The organism is Micrococcus porci, assembly GCF_020097155.1.
GTDB lineage: Bacteria > Actinomycetota > Actinomycetes > Actinomycetales > Micrococcaceae > Micrococcus > Micrococcus porci.
In genome coordinates this window covers 1,720,718-1,741,769 of the sequence record NZ_CP083691.1, presented here as the reverse complement: position 1 = coordinate 1,741,769, position 21,052 = coordinate 1,720,718, and the positions used below count along the sequence as shown (strand labels likewise).

The 21,052-nt window shown below is 74.0% G+C and carries 16 protein-coding genes and 1 tRNA gene; 10 read left to right on the top strand and 7 right to left on the bottom strand.

The features are described 5' to 3' along the window. The 3 genes from KW076_RS08215 (at position 1) to lplB (ending at position 2,413) form a co-directional block, all read left to right on the top strand. On the top strand, positions 1–873 hold the full coding sequence (locus tag KW076_RS08215) for a TrmH family RNA methyltransferase (RefSeq protein WP_224354890.1): 873 nt from the start codon (positions 1–3) through the stop codon (positions 871–873). A 119-nt stretch (positions 874–992) separates the two neighbouring features. Next, positions 993–1,250: a type B 50S ribosomal protein L31 gene (locus KW076_RS08210; protein WP_224354889.1), complete on the top strand. Its 258-nt coding sequence runs from the start codon at positions 993–995 to the stop codon at positions 1,248–1,250. Positions 1,251–1,345: 95 nt separating this feature from the next. Then, a complete protein-coding gene (lplB, locus tag KW076_RS08205; RefSeq protein ID WP_224354888.1) occupies positions 1,346–2,413 on the top strand; it encodes a lipoate-protein ligase small subunit in 1,068 nt (355 codons plus the stop codon). Positions 2,414–2,482: 69 nt separating this feature from the next. Here the strand turns inward: lplB and pepN are convergent, their stop codons facing one another. Continuing rightward, on the bottom strand, positions 2,483–5,107 hold the full coding sequence (gene pepN / locus KW076_RS08200; RefSeq protein ID WP_350354978.1) for an aminopeptidase N: 2,625 nt from the start codon (positions 5,105–5,107) through the stop codon (positions 2,483–2,485). 110 nt (positions 5,108–5,217) lie between these two features. After that, positions 5,218–6,462: a glucose-1-phosphate adenylyltransferase gene (glgC, locus tag KW076_RS08195; RefSeq protein ID WP_224354886.1), complete on the bottom strand. Its 1,245-nt coding sequence runs from the start codon at positions 6,460–6,462 to the stop codon at positions 5,218–5,220. Positions 6,463–6,582: 120 nt separating this feature from the next. Here glgC and glgA point away from each other — a divergent pair, with 120 nt between their 5' ends. Continuing rightward, entirely contained in the window at positions 6,583–7,779 is a 1,197-nt protein-coding gene (gene glgA / locus KW076_RS08190; RefSeq protein WP_224354885.1) for a glycogen synthase, read from the top strand. Positions 7,780–7,864: 85 nt separating this feature from the next. Here the strand turns inward: glgA and KW076_RS08185 are convergent, their stop codons facing one another. Together KW076_RS08185 and KW076_RS08180 are read right to left on the bottom strand one after the other, a co-directional pair. After that, positions 7,865–9,976, bottom strand: coding sequence for an acyl-CoA dehydrogenase family protein (locus KW076_RS08185; protein ID WP_224354884.1), 2,112 nt, complete (start codon positions 9,974–9,976; stop codon positions 7,865–7,867). Then, entirely contained in the window at positions 9,973–10,671 is a 699-nt protein-coding gene (locus KW076_RS08180; RefSeq protein WP_224354883.1) for a TetR/AcrR family transcriptional regulator, read from the bottom strand. The genes KW076_RS08185 and KW076_RS08180 overlap by 4 nt, the downstream gene beginning before the upstream one ends. Before the next feature lie 85 nt (positions 10,672–10,756). Here KW076_RS08180 and KW076_RS08175 point away from each other — a divergent pair, with 85 nt between their 5' ends. Genes KW076_RS08175 through KW076_RS08165 form a run of 3 tightly spaced genes read left to right on the top strand, consistent with a single transcriptional unit; the run spans position 10,757 to position 14,411 of the window. Beyond that, complete coding sequence (locus tag KW076_RS08175; RefSeq protein ID WP_224354882.1) at positions 10,757–12,100, top strand: acetyl-CoA C-acetyltransferase; 1,344 nt, start codon at positions 10,757–10,759, stop codon at positions 12,098–12,100. 44 nt (positions 12,101–12,144) lie between these two features. Further along, complete coding sequence (locus KW076_RS08170; protein WP_224354881.1) at positions 12,145–13,503, top strand: 3-oxoacyl-ACP reductase; 1,359 nt, start codon at positions 12,145–12,147, stop codon at positions 13,501–13,503. A gap of 2 nt (positions 13,504–13,505) precedes the next feature. Next, positions 13,506–14,411, top strand: coding sequence for a MaoC family dehydratase (locus tag KW076_RS08165; RefSeq protein ID WP_224354880.1), 906 nt, complete (start codon positions 13,506–13,508; stop codon positions 14,409–14,411). 47 nt (positions 14,412–14,458) lie between these two features. Here KW076_RS08165 and malQ read toward each other — a convergent pair whose 3' ends face one another. Continuing rightward, complete coding sequence (gene malQ, locus KW076_RS08160; RefSeq protein WP_224354879.1) at positions 14,459–17,899, bottom strand: 4-alpha-glucanotransferase; 3,441 nt, start codon at positions 17,897–17,899, stop codon at positions 14,459–14,461. Between the two features lie 125 nt (positions 17,900–18,024). After that, a tRNA-Leu gene (locus KW076_RS08155) sits at positions 18,025–18,108 on the bottom strand. Between the two features lie 111 nt (positions 18,109–18,219). Between KW076_RS08155 and KW076_RS08150 the strand changes: the two genes are divergently transcribed. Continuing rightward, positions 18,220–19,548: a M20/M25/M40 family metallo-hydrolase gene (locus KW076_RS08150; protein ID WP_224354878.1), complete on the top strand. Its 1,329-nt coding sequence runs from the start codon at positions 18,220–18,222 to the stop codon at positions 19,546–19,548. 23 nt (positions 19,549–19,571) lie between these two features. On the opposite strand, the gene KW076_RS08145 is transcribed toward KW076_RS08150, so the two are convergent. Then, on the bottom strand, positions 19,572–19,808 hold the full coding sequence (locus KW076_RS08145; RefSeq protein ID WP_224354877.1) for a DUF5703 family protein: 237 nt from the start codon (positions 19,806–19,808) through the stop codon (positions 19,572–19,574). 65 nt (positions 19,809–19,873) lie between these two features. Between KW076_RS08145 and KW076_RS08140 the strand changes: the two genes are divergently transcribed. Then, complete coding sequence (locus tag KW076_RS08140) at positions 19,874–20,101, top strand: hypothetical protein (protein ID WP_224354876.1); 228 nt, start codon at positions 19,874–19,876, stop codon at positions 20,099–20,101. Positions 20,102–20,190: 89 nt separating this feature from the next. Further along, positions 20,191–21,024 carry an undecaprenyl-diphosphate phosphatase gene (locus KW076_RS08135; RefSeq protein ID WP_224354875.1) on the top strand — a complete coding sequence of 278 codons (834 nt, stop codon included), beginning with the start codon at positions 20,191–20,193 and terminating at the stop codon, positions 21,022–21,024. The last annotated feature ends 28 nt before the right edge of the window (positions 21,025–21,052 follow it).

Genomic DNA, 21,052 nt, shown 5'->3' with positions numbered 1-21,052 from the left:
ATGCCCGACGACGGCGCTCCCGCACCGTTTCCGGGGGAGGTGCGCCTGCAGTCGGCCGCCGACCTGGCCGATCCCCGGCTCGCGCCGTACACGACGCTCACCGACGCGGCCCTGCGCCGGGACGTCGACGCCGCCCACGGCGTGTTCCTCGCCGAGTCCTCGCCCGTGGTGCGCCGCGCCCTCGACGCCGGGCATGCCCCGCGCTCGTTCCTGCTCGGGGACCGCTACCGGGAGACCTTCGCGGACGTGATCGCCGCCCACCCGGGCGTGCCCGTGTTCACCGGCCCGGACGAGGTGCTGACCGCCCTGACCGGATTCCACCTGCACCGCGGCGCCCTGGCCGCGATGGACCGGCCGGCGCCCCGGAGCGTCGCAGAAGCACTGGACGGTGCGCACCGCGTGCTCATCGCCGAGGACCTGGTGGACCACACCAACCTCGGGGCCGTGGTCCGATCTGCGGTGGCCCTCGGCTGGGACGCGCTGCTGCTCACCCCGCGGGCGGCGGACCCCCTCTACCGGCGCGCGATCCGCGTCTCCATGGGGACGGTGTTCCGCCTGCCCTGGGCCCGGGCGGACGGTCCCCTCGAGGAGGCGCTGCCCGCCCTGCGCGCCGCCGGGTTCGCGACGGCCGCCCTCGAGGTGACCGACCGCGCCGTCGGCCTGGACTCCCCGGAGCTCGAGCCCGTCCGCACCGCCGAGCGCCTCGCCCTCGTGCTGGGTCAGGAGGGCCCCGGCGTGCGGCCCGAGACGCTCGCCGCCGTGGACGCCCACGTCGTCATCCCCATGCCGGCCGGCGTCGACTCCCTGAACGTGGCCGCAGCCGCCGCCGTGGCGCTGTGGGAGCTGCGGCCCCGGGACACGCCCGCGGCCTGAGCCGGACGATGTCCCCGCGTCGTGTAGAGTGGGCCGCTGGCCCGCCGCCCGGCGGACCCCACGACCACACCTCTCGCGCCCCTGGTCACAGTCAGGCGGCTGGAACGAAGGAACACACCATGAAGTCTGAGATCCACCCGGATTACCGCTACGTCATCTTCAACGACCTCGCCTCCGGTGAGAAGATCCTCACCCGCACCACCGCGACCTCCGAGAAGACCGCCGAGTGGACCGACGGCAACACCTACCCCGTGATCGATGTCGAGATCTCGGCCGCGTCGCACCCGTTCTACACGGGCAAGCAGCGCATCATGGACACCGCCGGCCGCGTGGAGCGCTTCAACGCGCGGTTCAAGGGCTTCGGCGGCAAGAAGTGATCGCAGCGGCCTGAGCCGCTCTCGCGCCGCACAACGCCGGGCCCCGCACCTCCGCCATGGAGGGTGCGGGGCCGGCGTCGTCCTAGGCTGAAGCCATGAGCACCCAGACGACGCATCACGGAGAGTTCAAGGTCCTCGGCGGAAAGCTGGTGGCCGCCGACTTGGAGGTGCAGGACGGGGTGATCGTCCGCGCGTCGGTGAACGGCGACTTCTTCCTGGAGCCGGACGACGCCCTCGAGGACATCAACGCCGCGCTCACCGGGCTGCCCGCGGACACCGAGCACCACGTGCTGGCCGAGCGCGTCCGCGCCGGGCTGCGCCCCGAGGCCCGCCTGTTCGGGTTCGACGCCGAGGCCGTCGCCACCGCCGTGCGTCGTGCGGTGGGTCTGGCCACCACGTGGGAGTCCCACCGGTGGGAGATCCTCCCACCCGAGCCGCTGCCCATCGAGATGAACACCGCCCTGGACCAGATCCTCACGGAGGACGTGGCCGCGGGCCGCCGCAACCCCGTGATGCGCCTGTGGCAGTGGACGGAGCCCGCCGTGGTGATCGGCGCGTTCCAGTCCCTCGCCAACGAGGTCGACCCGGACGGCGTCACCCGCCACGGGATCCACGTGGTGCGGCGCGTCTCCGGCGGCGGCGCGATGTTCATGGAGGCGGACAACTGCGTCACGTTCGCCCTGTCCGCGCCGGCCTCGCTCGTGGACGGCATCGACACCGCCGAGTCCTACCCGTTCCTGGACGAGTGGGTCATGGAGGCCCTCCGGGAGCTTGGCGTGCAGGCGTTCTACCAGCCGCTCAACGACATCGCCACGGACCAGGGGAAGATCGGCGGCGCGGCCCAGAAGCGGTTCGGCGCCACCGGGCTGCTGCACCACGTCACCATGAGCTACGACATCGACGCGGACAAGATGACGGAGGTGCTGCGGATCGGCCGGGAGAAGCTGCGGGGCAAGGGCGTCGCCTCCGCGAAGAAGCGCGTCGACCCCCTCCGCCGCCAGACCGGCGTGCCCCGCGAGCAGATCTGGGAGACCATGATGGCCGTGTTCGAGCGCCGCTACGGCGCCCGCCGGGTCGAGCTCGACGCCGACACCCGCGCCCGCGCCGAGGAACTGGCCCGCACCAAGTTCTCGTCACCGGAGTGGACCGCCCGCGTCCCCTGACCGGACGCGCCCCGTCCCACGCGTGACCGCCACCGGGTCCGACGGCTTTCCGGGCGGGGGGATGTCGGGTCACGGGGTCGGCTGGGCCGCCTGCACGCGCAGCGACCGGCGCAGGGCGTCCGTCTGCTCGACGACCAGGCGTCGCAGCGCGCCCGGGGCCGCGGTGTGCTCGTCCAGCCACGCCTGCGCCCGGGCGAGGACCGGGTGCGCCTCCTGGGCCGCCGCGTCCCCGGGCAGGGCGTCCTGGTGCAGGGGGAACAGGCCGGAGATCGCCCGTGAGGCCAGTCCGTTGGACCGCGAGGACCACAGCCCCTCCAGTTCGCCCCAGAAGCCCGGCTCGAAGGGGTCGACCAGGTCGTGCCCGCCGGCGGCGAACCCGGAGGCCGTCGCGGACAGCAGATCGTTGGACAGGGCCTGCCCCTCAGCGTCCTCCCCGGCCAGGACCGCGTCCCAGGCGGCGCGCTTCACGGCCGGGTCGGGGATCGCCTGGACGGCGAGCCGGTGGGCGACCACCGTCTTGGCCGTCCGCTCCTCCGCCAGGGCGGCATCGAGCCGGGCCCGGTCGGCCGAACCCGTGGCCGCCAACGCCTGCAGCACGAGCCAGCGGATCTCCGCATCCACCGCGAGGCCGGGCGCGCCGGTCTCGGCGTCCTCGAGGACCGCGGTCTCCAGACGGCGGGCGAGGTCGGCGTCACCGCGGGCCAGCACCGCGAGGGTGCGGACGGCCGCGCGCTGCCGGTCCCCGCCGGCCTCGAGGGAGCGCAGGGCGGACAGCAGGTGCTCGCCGAGGCCGGCCCGCAGGGCACCCCGCTGGGCGGCCGTCGCGTACAGCTCCACGGCGGCCGCGGCCTGGGAGACCACCTGCGTGTACACGGCCACGCCGGCCACGGAGGCGGACAGCTCCTGCACCGCGCCCACGAACCGCGCGGCGGGCAGCGTTCCCTCGCGGACCATGGACCACAGGGCCGCCCAGACGGTGGCCTGCGCCAGGGGGTCGGCCACGGGACGGGTGAGCACGGCGTCCAGGGAGGCTTCGTCGAGGGCGACGGCGGCGTAGGTGAGGTCCTCGTCGTTGGGCAGGATCAGCCGCGGGCCGTCGGGAACCGCCAGCCCGGGCAGCGTGGTCCGCTCGGCCCCGGCGGCGATGTCCGCGTCCACCTGCGCGGTCCGGGTCAGGGCGCCGTCGGCGTCGGGGGTGAACACGCCCACCCGGAGCACGTGGGGGCGGCGGATGGGCTCACCCGTCCTCGGGTCGACGCCGGACTGGACCAGCACGGGGGCGCCGTCGCCGTCGACCTCCACGGCCAGGGCGGGCACGCCGGCGGTGCGCAGCCAGGCGTCCGCCCAGGCGCTCATGTCCCGGCCGGAGGCCGCGCCGAGCACGGCGAGGAAGTCGTCCAGCTCCGCGTTGCCCCAGGCATGACGGTGGAAGTAGACGCGGGCGGCCTCCATGAACGCGTCCCGGCCCACGAACGCCGCCAGCTGCTTCAGGACGGACGCGCCCTTGGCGTAGGTGATGCCGTCGAAGTTCTGCCGGGCGGCCTCGAGGTCCACGATGTCGGCGACGATGGGGTGCGTCGTCGGGTAGGCGTCCTGCACGTAGGCCCAGGCCTTGCGGCGCGAGGCGAAGGTCGTCCAGGACTCGTCGAACCCGGCCGCCTCGTCCGCGGCGAGCGTGCCCATGTAGTCCGCGAAGGACTCCTTGAGCCAGAGGTCGTCCCACCAGCGCATGGTGACCAGGTCGCCGAACCACATGTGCGCCATCTCGTGGAGGACCGTGGTGGCGCGCCCCTCGAGCTGCCCGCGGGTGGGGGCGGTGTCGTGGATGTAGTGCTCGGTGAAGGTCACCAGGCCGGGGTTCTCCATGGCGCCGAGGTTGTACTCGGGCACGAACGCCTGGTCGTAGGCGCCCCACTCGTAGGGGATGCCGAACAGGTCGTGGAAGAAGTCCAGGCCGGCCTTCGTGATGCGGAACAGCTCGTCGGCGTCCAGGTGCTCGGCGAGGGCCCGCCGGCACATCACGCGCAGGGGGAGGGGCTCGGCGCCGGTGGCGGCGTGGCCGTCCCAGCGGTCCTCGACCACGGCGTAGGGTCCGGCCACGAGGGCCGTGATGTACGTCGAGAGCCGGCGCGTGGGGGCGAAGGCCACCGTCACCGCACCCTCCCCGGCGTCCTCGCGGCCCACCTCGGCCCCGTTGGAGGCCAGCACCCAGTCCGCCGGACCCGTCAGGCGGAACGTGAAGGACGCCTTGAGGTCGGGCTGCTCGAAGTCCGGGAACACGCGTCGCGCGTCGGCCGGCTCGTACTGCGTGTACAGGTAGGTGCGCCCGTCGGCCGGGTCGACGAAGCGGTGCAGACCCTCCCCGGAGCGGGAGTACAGCGAGGTTCCGCGCAGCGTCACCGTGTTCTGCGCGGCCAGGTCCGGCAGGCGCACGCGGGAGCGGGACGCGACGACGGCCGGGTCGAGCGCCTCGCCGTTGAGCTCCACGGACTCCACGGAGGCTGAGATCCAGTCCAGCCAGGTCTCCGCTCCGGGCTCGGCGCAGTCGAAGCGGATCGTGGCGGTCACCGGATAGGCGGCGGCGCTGGCGTCCGCGGCGCCGCTGACGTCCACGTGGACGTCGTAGTCGTGGACGGTGATCAGGCGGGCCCGGGCGCGAGCCTCGTCCCGCGTGAGCGTGGGGGAGTCGGTCATGCAGGACATCCCATCACAGCCGGTGTATCACGTCACACTCGGGGCACCGAGCGCCGCCGACGTGCCGGCGGGAAGTGGGACGCGCCGGCGACGGGACCTCACGGGGCGGTTCAGCGGGGGTCGGGGACCCGCTGGTTCTTGGACAGCACCGTCAGGCCGGAGTCGGTGACGGTGTAGCCGTTCGCCTCGTCCTCGGCGCGGTCGAAGCCGATGCGGGCGCCGGCCGGGATGACCACGTTCTTGTCGATGATGGCGTTGCGCACGTGCGCGCCCTCGCCGACGGTCACGGAGTCCAGCAGCACCGACTGCTCCACCCACGCCTCGTTGCCGACGCGCACGTCCGTGGAGAGCACCGACTGCGCGACGGTGCCGCCCGAGATCACGACGCCCTGGGCCAGGATGGAGTCGCCGGCGGTGCCGGGTCGGCGCGAGGCCGATCGCACGAGCTTGGCGGGCGGGGACACCGACTGGCGGGTGTAGAGCGGCCAGGCGCGGTTGTAGAGGTTGAACTCCGGCCACGGCTGCACGAGGTCCATGTGTGCGTCGTAGTAGGAGTCCAAGGTGCCGACGTCCCGCCAGTAGTGCTTGCCGGGGGTGCCGCCGGGCACCTCGTTGGTGGTGAAGTCGTAGACGCCGGCCTCGCCGCGCCCGACGAAGTAGGGGACGATGTCGCCGCCCATGTCGTTGTTGGACTCCGGGTTGGCGTCGTCGGCGTTGAGGGCCTCGACGAGCGCGTCCGTGTCGAACACGTAGTTGCCCATGGACGCGAGGAACTGGGCCGGATCGTCCGCCAGGCCCGGCGTGGTGGCCGGCTTCTCCACGAACGCCGTGATGCGCCCGGGGTCCGTGGCGTCGGTCTCGATGACGCCGAACTGGTCGGCCAGCTCCAGCGGCTGACGGACCGCTGCCACCGTGGCCTTCGCCCCGGAGGCGACGTGGTGGTCCACCATCTGCTGGAAGTCCATGTGGTAGACGTGGTCCGCGCCGATGACGACGACGATGTCCGGCCGCGCGTCGGAGATGAGGTTCATCGACTGGTAGATCGCGTTGGCCGAGCCCGTGAACCAGTCCTTGCCGCGCCGCTGCTGGGCCGGGACCGTGGCCACGTAGTTGTTCAGCATGGTGGACATGCGCCAGGTCTCCGAGATGTGGCGGTCCAGGGAGTGCGACTTGTACTGCGTCAGCACGACGATCTCGCGGAAGCGCGAGTTCACCAGGTTGGAGAGCGCGAAGTCGATCAGCCGGTACTCACCGCCGAACGGCACGGCCGGCTTGGCGCGGTCCGCCGTCAGGGGCATGAGCCGCTTGCCCTCGCCTCCCGCGAGAACCACAGAGAGGACCTTCTTCTCCACCATCGCTCGACCACTTCCTTGGGTTTCCTGGGGTGCCTGCGCGTGCCATGTCCGTGCGCGGGCCGTGGGGCCCGGCGTGCCGCCAGACTATCGAGCCGTTCCGGCCCCGACTAGGTTGGAGGCGTGCGCATCGACATCGTGACCAAAGAGTTCCCCCCGACCATCTACGGCGGCGCCGGCGTCCACGTGGCCGAGCTGACCCGTGTCCTCTCCTCCCGCGCCGACGTGCACGTCCACGCCTTCGGCGGCGCCCGCGAACCCGACTACCACGGGGCCACGGTGACCTCGTACGCCCAGCCCGCCGGCTTCGAGTCCGCCAACGGCGCGGTCCAGACGCTCGTCACCGACCTGGACATCGTCGGGGACCTCGACGGGGCGGACGTCATCCACTCCCACACCTGGTACGCCAACATGGCCGGTCACCTGGGCGGGCTGATGCACGGCGTGCCGCACGTGCTCTCGGCGCACTCGCTGGAGCCGCTCCGCCCCTGGAAGGCCGAGCAGCTCGGCGGCGGCTACGCCCTCTCCAGCTGGGCCGAGTCCACGGCCTACCACGGAGCCGCCGCGGTCATCGCGGTGTCCGAGGGCATGCGCCGGGACATCCTGCGCTGCTACCCGGACGTCGACCCCGCCAAGGTGCACACGGTGCACAACGGCATCGACACGCAGCTGTGGACCCCGCAGACCGGCACCGACGCCCTCACGAAGTACGGCATCGATCCGGACAGGCCCTCCGTGGCCTTCGTCGGCCGCATCACCCGGCAGAAGGGCGTGCCCCACCTGCTGCGCGCGGCCCTCCAGCTCCCCGAGGACGTGCAGCTCGTGCTGTGCGTCGGCGCCGCGGACACCCCCGAGCTCGCCCGCGAGGTCGAGGGCCTGATCGGCCGGCTGCGCGCCGAGCGCGAGGGCGTCGTCGTGGTGGAGGGCATGATCCCGCGCGGCGAGGTCACGCAGATCCTCTCCGCCGCCACCGTGTTCGCCTGCCCCTCGATCTACGAGCCCCTCGGGATCGTCAACCTCGAGGCCATGGCCTGCGGCACCGCGGTCGTCGCCTCGGCGGTGGGCGGCATCCCCGAGGTCGTGGACGACGGCGTCACGGGCCTGCTCGTGCCCGTGGAGCAGGCCGACGACGGCACCGGCACCCCCGTGGACGAGGAGAAGTTCGCCGCCGACCTCGCGAAGGCGCTCTCCACCGTCCTGGCCGACCCCGAACGGGCCACGGCGATGGGCGAGGCGGGGCGCGCCCGCGCGATCGAGCACTTCTCCTGGGAGACCATCGCGGACCGCACCATGGAGGTCTACGCGGCGGTCGCCCGCTGACCGCGCCCTCCCGCCCCGGGGCGGCACGACGACGGGCCCGTCACCTCGTGGAGGTGAAGGGCCCGTCGTTCGACGGGGCGCCTGGTCAGCGCTTGCCGGCGTGCAGCGTCTTCTCGTGCACGGGCTCCTCGCCGGCCGCGCGGCGGGCGGCGAACCAGTCGGCGGCCTCCTGCTGTCGGACCGACTCGGCGTCCGTGGCGATCTCCATGCGCAGGTGCTCCGGCTCCAGCCCGAATGCCTCCACGAGCTCCAGGGCGAAGGGGCGCAGGCGCTCGGCCAGGCGGTTGACGTAGCCGCGGAGCACGCGGGCGCGGGCCGAGGAGACGCGGCCGTGGGCCACGAGCCAGCCGAGGTCGTCCTCGATGAGGCGCAGCGCGAACAGGTCGCGCAGCCAGGTCAGCACCGTGCGGGTCTGCCCCGCAGGCAGCGACTCGACCTGGCGGGTGAACGCCTCCCACTGGAGGAGCTCGCCGTGGTGGCGCGCCACCTCGATCAGCTCGTGCTGGCGCGAGTTGAACGCGGCGGCCTGCTCCGCCTTCGACTTCCCCCGGGCCGAGCCGAGCGTGGAGGCGATGTCCGCGACGCGCGTCCGCACGCGGTCCGTCAGCAGGTCGCGCTGGACCTGGGGATCCTTGAACCAGTTGGCCGCGCGGCGCTGGTCGCCGCGGTCGTGCACGGACTGCGCGGCCTTGTGCAGGCCGACGCGGTGCAGGGCGTCGGACGCCTCGGACGCGGCCCAGCGGGAGACCGCCCCGACGTTGAGCTTGCCGAACTCCGCCGAGTAGTCGGTCAGCAGGCGCTTGCCGACCAGCTGGAGCAGGATGTTGTTGTCGCCCTCGAAGGTGACGAAGATGTCCAGGTCGGCGCGCAGGTGCGGGAGGCGGTTGCGCCCGGCCATGAAACCCATGCCGCCGGTGGCCTCGCGGGCCTCCTGCAGGGTGTCGAGGGCGTTCCAGGTGGTCAGCGGCTTGATCGCTGCGGCGAGGGTCTCGAGCTCCTCGCGGTCCTTGTCCGTGTCGCCCGCGCCGGAGAACACGTGGTCGAACTTCTCGAGCAGCTCGTTCGCGGCGAACAGGTCCGCGTAGGTCCGGGCCAGGCGATCGATGAGGCGGCGCTGATGGTTCTGGTAGTCCAGCAGCAGCGTCTCCGAGCCCTCGGGGCCGCCGAACTGGCGGCGCTGCTCGGCGTAGGCGAGGGCGCCGTGCAGGCCCATGAAGGACGCGATGGAGGCGGCGAGGGACAGGGACACGCGCCCCTGCACCAGGGTGCCGATCATCGTGAAGAAGCGCCGGCCGGGGGAGGCGATGTCCGAGGAGTAGGTGCCGTCCTCGGCGACGTCGCCGTAGCGGTTCAGCAGGTGGGTGCGCGGCACGCGGACATGGTCGAAGTGGAGGCGGCCGTTGTCGATGCCGTTCAGCCCGCCCTTCAGGCCGTCGTCCTCGCCGCCGACGCCGGGCAGGAAGGCGCCCGACTCGTCGCGGATCGGGACGTAGAAGCAGTGGACGCCGTGGTTCACGCCCTTGGTGATGAGCTGGGCGAAGACCGTGGCGGCCCGCCCGTGGAGGGCGGCGTTCCCGAGGTAGTCCTTCCACGCCGCCTTGAACGGGGTGTGGATCACGAACTCCTGCGTGGCCTCGTCGTAGGTGGCCGTGGTGGCGATGGAGGCGACGTCGGAGCCGTGGCCGATCTCCGTCATGGCGAACGCGCCGGGCATGGAGAGGTCCATCGCGCCGGGCAGCCACTTCTCGTGGTGCTCACGGGTGCCCAGGTGCAGGATCGCGGAGGAGAACAGGCCCCACTGCACGCCTGCCTTGATCTGGAGCGAGGGGTCGGCCAGCACCAGGTTGGCGAACGCGGCGATGGAGCCGCCGTGGTCGTCCTGGCCGCCGAGGTCCGCGGGGAAGGCGCGGTGCACGGCCTTCTCCTCGACGAGGATGCCGAGCTGGTCGAGCACGCGGGCACGGTGCTCGTCCATGCCGAGGGCGGGGTCGCGGTGCAGGCGCTCGTCCTTGACGAGGCCGCGGGCGGTGCGGTGCGCCTCGGCCCACGAGCCCAGGAGCAGGTCCTGGAGCGCGGCGGCGTCGAGCGCGCCCGGCGTGGGGTCCTCGGGGGCGATCTCGGCGACGTCGTGGGGGACGGCGTCGGTGGCGGGGAGGGCCTCGGCCGCGGAGGCGGCGTCGGTGCGAATGTCCGTCATGACGGTTCTCCTTGTTGGGTGGGGGTGTGGGTGTCGGCGGCGGGGGAGGCGGATGGGTCGGCCGAACGCAGCCCGGCGAGCAGCCAGCCGGCCACGTCGTGGGCCGTGCGCACCGGGTCCGGTCGCACGGACTCCTCGGTGGCGAGCCAGGCTTCGACGGCCGCGCGCACCGTGCCGACGGCGACGCGCGGCCACAGCACCAGGGTGGTGCCGGGGCCGGCGTCGGCCGCGGGCAGGGTGCGGGCGAGGCCCTCGGCGAGGAGCGCGGCGATGCGCTCGAAGAACGGGCCCAGGTCGGGGCCGGTGCCGTCCGCGGCGCCGCCCTGGGTGACGGCGAACGCGTAGACGGCGGGGGAGGAGGCCGCGACGGAGAGGCACTCGGCGACCATGCGGTGCAGGGCGCTCACGCCGTCGGGCGCGTCGACGGCGGCCTCGCGCAGCCGGCGCTCCATGGAGGCGGTCACACGTTCGGCCACAGCCTGGCGCAGTCCCGCCCGGTCGCCGAAGTACCGGTAGAAGACCGACTTGGACGTGCCCGCGTGCGCGGCGATTTCGTCCATGGAGGCCGTGGGGCCGAGCTCGTGGACCGCGGCCCGCGCGGCCCGCACCAGCACGACGCGGCGGTCCTGCCGGTGCCGGTCCCACCGCGCGCTTCGCCCGTCTCGGGCCAGCGCGGTCGAGGTGTTCCAGTTCACATGACTCACCGTATCAGGTACTGTTCGTACCAGTCATCAGACGCCGACCCCGCGCCGCCCGGCGCGCCTATCTGGAAGGACCGCCATGAGCACCGAGTCCCCCCGCGTCCCCGCCGAGACCGCCCGTCCCGCCATCGCCGGCGGAGAGCTGCGCCCCGCCGTCGTCGTCGGCTCGAACCGCATCCCCTTCGCCCGCGCCTTCACCGCCTACGCCGAGGTCGGTGAGCAGGAGATGCTCACCGCCGCCATCGACGGCCTCGTCGCCCGCCTCGGCCTGCAGGGCGAGCGCCTGGGCCAGGTCTCGGCCGGCGCGGTGATGAAGCACCCGAAGGACTTCAACCTCACCCGCGAGGCCGTCATGGGCTCCGCCCTCTCCTCCGAGACGCCCGCCGCGGACATCCAGGTCGCCTGCGCCACCGGCATGGAGGCGATCGGCACCCTCGCGGACAAGATCCGCCTCGGCCGCATCGACTCCGCCATCGGCGGCGGCGTGGACTCCATCTCCGCGTCCCCCATGACCGTCTCGGAGAGCGCCCGCCGGGTGCTGCTCCAGCTGAACTCGGCCAAGACCGTCAAGGACCGCCTCAAGGCCCTCTCCTCCCTGCGCCCCGGCCAGCTCGTCCCCGAGCCCGCCGCGGCCGGCGAGCCCCGCACCGGGATGTCCATGGGCGAGCACCAGGCCCTGACCACCCACCAGTGGGGCATCACCCGCCAGGCCCAGGACGAGCTCGCCGCCGCCAGCCACCGCAACCTCGGCGCCTCCTACGCCTCCGGCTACCAGGACGACCTGGTGACCCCCTTCCGCGGCCTGGCCAAGGACAACAACCTCCGCCCGGACTCCACCGTGGAGAAGCTCGCCGGCCTCAAGCCCGCCTTCGGCCGCCACCTCGGCGACGAGGCCACCATGACGGCCGGCAACTCCACACCCCTGACCGACGGCGCCTCCGCCGTGCTCCTCTCCTCGGAGGACTGGGCCGTACAGCGGAACCTGCCCGTGCTCGCCGAGATCGTGGACATGGAGAACGCCGCGGTGGACTTCGTGGACGGCGAGGACGGGCTGCTCATGTCCCCCGTGTACGCCGTGCCCCGCCTGCTCGCCCGCCACGGCCTCACGCTCGACGACCTGGACTTCGTGGAGATCCACGAGGCCTTCGCCGGCACCGTGCTGGCCACCCTCGCGGCGTGGGAGGACGAGGAGTTCGGCCGCACCCGGCTCGGCCTGCCGGGCGCCTACGGCTCCGTGGACCGTGCCAAGCTCAACGTGAACGGCTCCTCGCTGGCCGCCGGGCACCCGTTCGCCGCCACCGGCGGTCGCATCGTGGGCCTGCTCTCCAAGATGCTGCACGAGAAGGGCGAGGGATCCCTCGGCCTCGTCTCCGTCTGCGCCGCCGGCGGCCAGGGCATCGTGGCCCTGCTGCGCGGCCGCTGAGTCCCACCCACCCCCGACTCGACCGTCCCACCGGAAGGACCCTCATGCCCGCCAACGACCCCTACGGCGACCTCGTCCGCACCCGCCTCGGACGGCGGCTCACCGGAGCACTGGGCCTGCCCCAGCCGGCCGAGCTGCGCCGCCACACGGCCGGCGACCCCGCCGTGCGCGGCACCGTGCTGGTGCTCGGCGCGACGTCGGCGGCCGACGCCGCCCGCGCCCTGGTGACCGCCGAGGGTGCCCGCGCCGTCGCCCATCCCGCGGAGGGCGAGCGGCTGGCCGCCGTCATCGCCTGCTTCGACGGCGTCGCGGCCCCCGGGGACCTGTCCGACACGGCCCTCGCGCTCGGCGGCGCGCTGCGCTCCCTCGAGCCGAGCGCCCACGTGGTCACCGTGGTCGAGGACCCGGAGGAGGCCGAGGTGCCGGCCGTGCGCGCCGCCCGGGCCGGGGTCATGGGCCTCACCCGCTCCCTGGCGCACGAGATGCGGCGCGGCGGGGTGGCCAATGGCCTTCTGCTGCGCGGGGGCGCCCGGCTGGGCGACGCCGGTCCCGCCGGCGCGCTGCGGTTCCTCCTCTCCGGCCGCGCCGCCTTCGTCTCGGGCCAGTTCCTGCCCGCGGCCGCCGGAGCGGGCTCCGCCCCGGCCTCCGCCGATGCCCGCCCCCTGGAGGGACGCGTCGCCGTCGTGACCGGCGCGGCCCGGGGCATCGGCGCCGCCATCCTCCGCACCCTCGCCCGCGACGGGGCCACCGTCGTCGGCGTGGACCTGCCCGCCGCGGGCGAGGACCTCGTGCGGATCGTCAACGAGCTCGGCGGCACCGCCCTGCCCCTCGACATCACCGCCCCGGACGCCGGCGCGCGGATCGTCGAGCACGCCCGGGCCCGGCACGGACGCCTGGACGTCGTGGTGCACAACGCGGGCATCACCAAGGACAAGCTCCTGGCCAACATGGACGCGGCCCGGTGGGACGCCGTGCTGGCGGTGAACACCGCCTCGCAGCTGGCGATCAACGAGGTCCTGCTCTCCGCGGAGGCGGCGGACGTGGTGTCCCCGGACATCCGGATCGTGGGGCTGGCCTCGATCTCCGGCATCGCGGGCAACCGCGGACAGACGAACTACGCCGCCTCCAAGGCGGGCGTGATCGGCCTGACCGCGGCCACCGCCCCGGACCTCGCCGCGCGCGGCGGCGGCATCACCGCCGTGGCCCCCGGCTTCATCGAGACGGAGATGACCGCCAAGATCCCGCTGGTGACCCGCGAGCTGGGCCGCCGCGTGAACTCCCTCCAGCAGGGGGGCCGGCCCGAGGACGTCGCGGAGGCCGTGGCCTTCCTGTCCTCGCCCGCGGCGTCCGGGATCAACGGGACCACGCTGCGCGTCTGCGGCCAGTCCATGCTGGGAGCCTGAGCATGCACACCCGCACCGAGTCCTCGATGCCCGCGCTGGCCGGGCTCTACCGCCGGGCGGCCGGTCAGGCCCTCGCGGACGCCGCCCGCCGGCGCACCCGCCCCGCGGAGCTGCCGGACGAGCGCCTCGTGGTGGAGGGGCATCGGATCCCCGAGCGGGCGCTGCGGCGCTGGCAGGCGGAGATCGGCCCCGTGGACCCCGCCTCCGTGCCGTCCGTTCTGGTGCACACCCAGGTGTTCGGCGCCGCGATGGCGCTCATGGCGGAGCCCGACTTCCCCCTGCCCCTGCCCGGGATGGTCCACCTGACCAACGCGGTGGAGCACCGCCGCCCCGTCGCGGCCGGTGAAGCCCTGGACGTGACGGCGCGGGCCGTGGGCCTGGTGCCGCACCACGCGGGCACCGCCGTGGACCTGCAGGTGGCCGTCCGCGAGGCGGGTGAGACCGACGACGCGCCCGCCGCGTGGGAGGGCGTCTCCCGCTACCTGGCCCGCGGCGTGCACCTGGCCCCGCTCCGGCCGGAGCGCCCGGAGCGGCCGGAGTTCACGCCCCCCGCCCCCACGGCCCAGTGGATGTTCGACGGCGGCGCCGGGCGACGGTACGCCGAGGTGTCCGGCGACTGGAACCCGATCCACCTCTCGGCGCTCTCCGCCCGGGCCTTCGGCCAGCGGCGCGCCATCGCCCACGGCATGCTGCTCGCCGCTCGCATGCTGAACCGCCGCGAGCCGCGCGCGGCCGCGTTCGGAGAGGGCTTCGGATGGGACGTGGAGTTCCACGCGCCAGTGGTGCTGCCCGCCCGGGTGGCCGTCCGCTACGAGGCCGCCGCGGACGGGTCCACGCGCGTCAGCGCCTGGGACCCGCGCCGCGGGCGTCCGCACCTCGACGGCCGGATCCGCCACGCCCGCCCCTGAGCCGTCGGCCGGGCGCGCCCGCCCCTGAGCTCCTCGGCGAGGCGTGCTCAGGGGCGGGGCAACCCCGCCACGGCGTCCAGCAGTCCCTCCGCCCAGCCGGACCAGGCGTGGGCGCGGGCGTGCCGCACCGCCGCCGGGGCCATGGCGTCCCACGCCTGACGGTCCTCCCGCACCGCGGCGAGGGCGTCCGCCCACGCCGACGCCGTGTTCGGGATGACCAGACGGCCGGAGACGCCGTCCTGCACGGCGTGGACGAGGCCGCCCACCCGGTGCGCGAGCACCGGCGTGCCGGCCGCCTGGGCCTCCACGGCCACGAGACCGTAGGTCTCCGAGGCGCTGGGCAGGGCGACGACGTCGGCCGCGCGCATCTGTGCGGCGAGCTCGACCGGCGGCACGGGCGGGGAGAACGTCACGAGGTCGGCGACGCCCAGCCGGGCGGCCAGCGCGGGGAGGTCCAGGTCGGCCGGGCCGGACTGTTCCCCGTTGACGTGCAGCACCACCCGCGGGTCGCCGTCCGCGGCGCGGGCCCGCAGCTCGGCGAGCGCGGCGACGAGCACGTGCGGACCCTTGTGCTCCTGGACCCGGCCGGCGAACAGCACCCGCAGCGCGTCGGCGCCGACGGCGTCGCCTCCGGGCCAGCGGGACGGGCCCTCCGGGGTGAACGACTCGAGGTCCACGCCCGGGGGCAGCACTCGGACACGGTCACGGTCGACGTCGAGGAGCTCCTGGAGGTCGCGGGACTCGGCGGGGGAGTTGACCACCAGGAGGTCGGCGCGGCGGACCAGGTCGGCCTCGGCGGCGAGCCGCTCGGCGGGCTCGGGATGGCCGGGGTCCCCGGCGGACTTGACCGCTCCGGTCGTGTGCATCGTCTGCACCCGTGGCGCGCCCAGGTCGTCCGCCACGGCGGCGGCGGTGTCGCCGGACAGCCAGTAGTGGGCGTGCACGAAGCGCACCCGGGCAGCGGCGGCGCCCGCCGCGCCGAGCAGTGGACCGCCCGGAACGTCGGCGGAGGCGAGCCACTCCCGGGCCGCGGCCGTGAAGGCCTCGCGGTGGGCCGGCAGTTCCTCCTTCGCCACGGGCTCCTGCGGGCCGGCGGCCAGTTCGACCACCGTCACGTCCGGGGCGCCCTCGCCCTGGGGGAGGGTCGTCACCCGGACGCCGGAGGGGCCCACGGGGGACTCTGCGCGGGTGAGCAGCAGCATGCGGACCCCGAGCCGGGCGAGGGCGCGGGCGGAGTGGCGCACGTAGACGTTCAGGCCGCCGGCGTCGCCCTGGCCGGGCTGTGCGAGCGGCGAGGTGTGGAACGCGACGGCGATCCCCACCGGCACCGAGGCGTCCAGCTCGGCCGCGACGGCGTCGAAGAGCCGGCTGACGGAGGCCGTGCCGGCGAGGTCCTCGACCGTCAGGACGCGGCCGTCGGCGTCCCCCAGGGGGACGGTCCAGTTCGGATACTGCTCCTGGAGCGTGCCCGGCTGGTTCTGGATCCGGCGCTCGCCCACCGCGTCCACGAGGCCTACGCAGTGCAGCGCCGACGGCGCCTGCGCGAGCAGCCGGTGCAGGGCCACCACCCGGTCCTCGACGGTCTCGACCCCGTCCGGCCCGGTGGCCTCGAGCAGACCGCGCTTCCGGGCCGCGCCCAGGAACGCCTCGACCTCGGCCGCGGAGCGCCGCCGCTCCGCGGCGACGTCCGCGGTGTAGAGCCCCAGGCGCTCGCGCAGGTCGATGTGGACGCCCTCGAGGTAGCCCGCCGTGGGCGGGAGGTCGTGGGTGTTCACCGCGGCCATGCAGAGGCGCCGGTACTGCTCGGGGGGCGTGGGGACGCCGTCCTCCTGCTCGAACCAGAGAATCGACGTGCCGAGCACGCCGGCCTCGGCGAGCCGCCGCTGGACCCAGGGCTCGAAGGTGCCCAGGTCCTCGCCGATCACCACGACGCCGGCCCGCTCCGCCTCCAGGGTCAGGACGGCCAGCATGGCCTCGTGATCGTAGTGGACGTAGGCGCCCTGCGGGGCGCCGAGGCCCTCCGGGATCCACCAGAGGCGGAAGAGCCCGAGGACGTGGTCCATGCGCAGTCCGCCGGCGTGCGCCATGAGAGTGCGGAGCATGTCCCGGAAGGCGGCGTAGCCGGTCTCGGCCAGACGCCGCGGATGCCAGGGGTGCTGGGACCAGTCCTGGCCGAGCTGGTTGAACACCTCCGGCGGCGCGCCCACGGACATGGAGGGCACGAGAACGTCACCGAGCATCCAGGCGTCGGCCGAGCCGCGCGTGGCGCCGACGGCGAGGTCGAGCATGACGCCCATCCGCATGCCCGCCTCCCGGGCGCGCTCCTGGGCGGCCGCGAGCTGCTCGTCCGCGATCCACTGCACCCAGCGGTGGAAGTCGAGCTCGTCCGCGCGCTCGGCGCGCACCCGCCGGACGCCGTCGGACCCGGGCCCCGCGGCGGGGTCCGTCGGATCCGGGCCTGCCACGCCCGCGCGCAGCGCGTCGCGCCGCAGGACGGACCAGGCGGCGAAGTCGTCCAGGCCCGTCCCCTGCCGGTCGCGGAAGGCGGCATAGTCGGCGTCGCGCTCGGACGTGCGGGGTGCACGCCAGACCGCCTCGAGCGCGGGCCAGAGCACCTCGGCCACGGCGGCGCGGTCGATCGTCCCGCCCGTGAGCACGGCCTCCTGCACCGCGCGGCCCGCGGCGGCCAGCCGCTTCTGCTCCTCGGCGGGCAGCGCGGCGAACTCGGGGATGTCCGTGACGCGGATCAGGAACGCGGAGAGGAACCGGCGGGACACGGGGGAGTAGGGGGAGTCCGCGGGGGCGCCCGCCGGCTCGACCGCGTGCAGGGGGTGCAGCAGCAGGAAGTCCGCCCCGTGCGGGGCCGCGAGCTCGGCGAGGGAGCCGGCGTCGTGGGCGTCCCCGACGCCCCAGGATCCCGAGGACGTCACCGAGTACCCCTGCGCGGCCACACCCCAGCCCCGCCGGGCCAGGAACGGGGCGGCCGTGGTCAGCGCGGCGGGGGCGGAGACGAGCGTGGCCCTGGCGACGGAGCCGGTCTCGGAGACCGCCTCGAGCCGATGCCAGCCCAGCGGCAGGTCCTCGGGAAGGTCCAGGTCGTGGCGCACCCGCTCCTGGCCGTCGACCACCAGGGTTGCCCCGACCGCCTCACGGGTGGGCAGGTCCACCACGCGGCCGTCCTCCTGCACCAGCCGCACCTGCACGGCCGCACCGCGGGCGACGTGCACCGGCACGGTCGAGCGGTGCCCCTGCCGGGCGACGACGGTGGGCGGGAGGACGTCCCGCCACGGCGCGGCGTCCACCGCATCGAGCGCCTCGGTGAGGCCGGCCACGCCGTCGGCGTCGACCTCCACGCCGAGCGCCGACAGGACCCGGACCAGCGTCTCGTCCGCGACGGACTGGTCGGAGCCGTCCTGGCCGACGTACTCGGTCTGGACGCCGTGCGCACGGGCGAGGCGGCGGAGGAGGGCGCGGGCGTTCTCAGGCATGCAGGTGAGGACCTTCCGTGACGGTGAGGCAGGCGGGGCGCGCCTGCCGCTTCCACTCTAGAGCGCGGCGCACACGACGAAGGCCCCGGTCCACAGGACCGGGGCCTTCGCCTCTCACTGAGGTGTGCGCGAGGGGGGACTTGAACCCCCACGCCCTTGCGGGCACAGCGACCTCAACGCTGCGCGTCTACCAATTCCGCCACTCGCGCTCAGGAGCGCCTCCGGCACCGTCCGATTTCTCGACGTTCTCCGGCAGGCAACTCGAGAACTGTAGCACGGCTCCGCGCGACATGCGAATCCGGCCCCGCTAGGCTCGCCGCATGGATGCCTCGACCCCTTCCACCGCCCCGTCCACGGCCGACGCCGACGTCGTCGAGATCTGCCGCGACCTCATCCGGATCGACACGACCAACCACGGCGGCGGCCGCTCCGTGGGCGAGCCCGAGGCCGCCGAGCTCTGCGCCGCGTGGATGCGCAAGGCCGGCATGGAGCCGGAGCTGATCGAGTCCGCCCCGGGCCGGGTCTCGGTGGTGGGCCGGCTGGAGGGGTGGGACCCGGAGGCGCCCGGTCTCGTCCTGCACGGGCACACGGACGTGGTCCCCGCCGAGCCCGACGAGTGGACCGTCGACCCCTTCGGCGCCGAGTTCAGGGACGGCATGATCTGGGGCCGCGGGGCCGTGGACATGAAGGGCATGGACGCGATGATCCTGTCCGTGCTCGTCCACCTGGCCCGCACCGGCCGGCGACCCCGGCGCCCCGTCGTCGTCGCCTTCTTCTCCGACGAGGAGGCCGGCGGCGTCTTCGGCGCCCAGTGGCTGGTGGCGCATCGCCCGGAGCTGTTCGCGGGGTGCACGGAGGCGATCAGCGAGGTCGGCGGCTTCTCCACGGACGTCGCGGGGACGCGCGCCTACCTCGTGCAGACGGGGGAGAAGGGGCTCGCCTGGCTCAACCTCCGCGCGCAGGGGGCCCCCGGCCACGGATCGGCGCCGCACACCGACAACGCCGTCACCCGCCTGGCCGGGGCGATGGAGCGGATCGGCCGCCACCCCTGGCCGCTGACCTACACCAAGACCACCCGCCAGCTGCTCGAGGAGGTCGCCGAGATCACCGGCACCCCGTTCGACGAGCGGGACCCGACGCCGCAGCTGCAGGCGCTCGGCCACGCCCGGGACTGGGTGGCCGGCACCCTGCGCACCTCCTCCAATCCCACGGGCCTCACCGCCGGCTACAAGCACAACGTCATCCCGTCGACCGCCACAGGGACCGTGGACGTCCGGCTGATCCCGGGCGAGGAGGAGCAGACCCTCGCCGAGCTCGCCGACCTCGCCGGCGACGGCATCGAGATCTCCCCCGAACACCAGGACACCGGCCTGGAGGTGCCCTTCTCCGGCGACCTCGTGGAGCGGATGGCGTCGGCCCTCGACGCCGAGGACCCCGGCGCCCACGTGCTGCCGTTCATGCTGGGCGCGGGGACGGACAACAAGTCGCTGCACCGGCTCGGCATCGCGGGCTACGGCTTCAGCCCGCTCCAGCTCCCCTCGGGCCTGGAGTTCACGCGGCTGTTCCACGGGATCGACGAGCGCGTGCCCGTGGAGTCCCTGCGGTTCGGCTGCCGCGTGCTGGAGCACGTCCTCGAGCCTCGCGCCTGAGCGGTGTCCTGAGCGGGGGCCGCTCAGGACTGCAGCGTGGAGCGCACCCGGATGACCCGCCGCCGCATCCAGTGGCGGCGGGTCCCGCCGCGGTAGTGGACGGATCGTTGCAGCTCCCACTGCCCGTACTCGGCGTGGTCCACGAGGCGCCGCCGGGCGTCGGCGAGGGACTCGTGCGGGGCCACGGTGATCACGAGGTACTCCCACTTCTCGCCCCGGGCGATCGAGTCCAGGGTCGAGGACATCAGCTGCTCACGCATACCGTCCATGGTGGCAGACCGCGGCGGACCTGGTGGCGGAGGGACCGCCGGGCTACGGTGGGGGCATGAGCTCTGACGCCCGCGTGGCCCTCGAGGCCCTCACCTCCGCCCTGAACGAGCACCTCGTCGCCGCGCAGAACCGTCGCGGGGAGGACGATCCGGCCGTGGAGGCCGCCTTCTTCGCCGTCGCCGACGCCTTCGACGCGTACGAGGAGGCCCTCTACGCCGAGACCGAGGAGGTCACCCCCCTCGAGCTGTTCGACGACGAGGACGACCTCGACGAGGAGGACTGACCCCTCTTCCCCGGGCCTCACGCCCGATCCCCGGCCCCGCGCCCGCCCGCCCAGGGCGGGCGCGGGGCCATGCCGTACAGTGACCCTCCGTGACTTGGATCGAAGCAATCATCCTCGGCCTCGTGCAGGGCCTGACGGAGTTCCTCCCCATCTCCTCCTCGGCTCACATCCGCATCGTCGGCGAGTTCCTGCCGTCCGCGGCCGACCCCGGGGCCGCCTTCACCGCCATCACGCAGCTCGGCACCGAGACCGCCGTGCTGATCTACTTCTGGAAGGACATCAGCCGGATCATCTCCCGCTGGTTCCAGGCCCTCGCCGGCAAGGTCCCGCACTCGGACCCGGACGTGCGGATGGGATGGCTCATCATCATCGGCTCGATCCCCATCGGCGTGCTGGGCCTGCTCCTGCAGGACTGGATCGACACCGAGTTCCGCTCCCTCTGGATCACGGCCACCATGCTGATCGTCTTCGGCGTGCTGCTGGCCCTCGCCGACCGGAAGGGGCGCCAGACCAAGCCCCTGGAGAAGCTGACCCTCAAGGACGGCATCGTGTACGGCTTCGCCCAGGCCCTCGCCCTGATCCCAGGCGTCTCCCGCTCCGGCGGCACCATCACCGCCGGCCTGGCCATGGGCTACACCCGCGAGGCCGCCGCCCGCTACGCGTTCCTGCTCGCTGTGCCCGCCGTGTTCGCATCGGGCCTCTACAAGGTCGCCAAGGTCGTCACCGAGCCCGGCCAGGCCGGTCCGTACGGCATGGGGGAGACCATCCTGGCCACCGCGATCGCGTTCGTCGTCGGCTACGCCGTGATCGCGTGGCTGATGAAGTTCATCACCACCAACTCCTACATGCCGTTCGTCTGGTACCGCATCGCCCTCGGCCTGGTGCTGTTCGTCCTGCTCGGCACCGGCCTGATCGCCGCCTGAACCCCACCGCGGACCCGCCCCCGCCGTC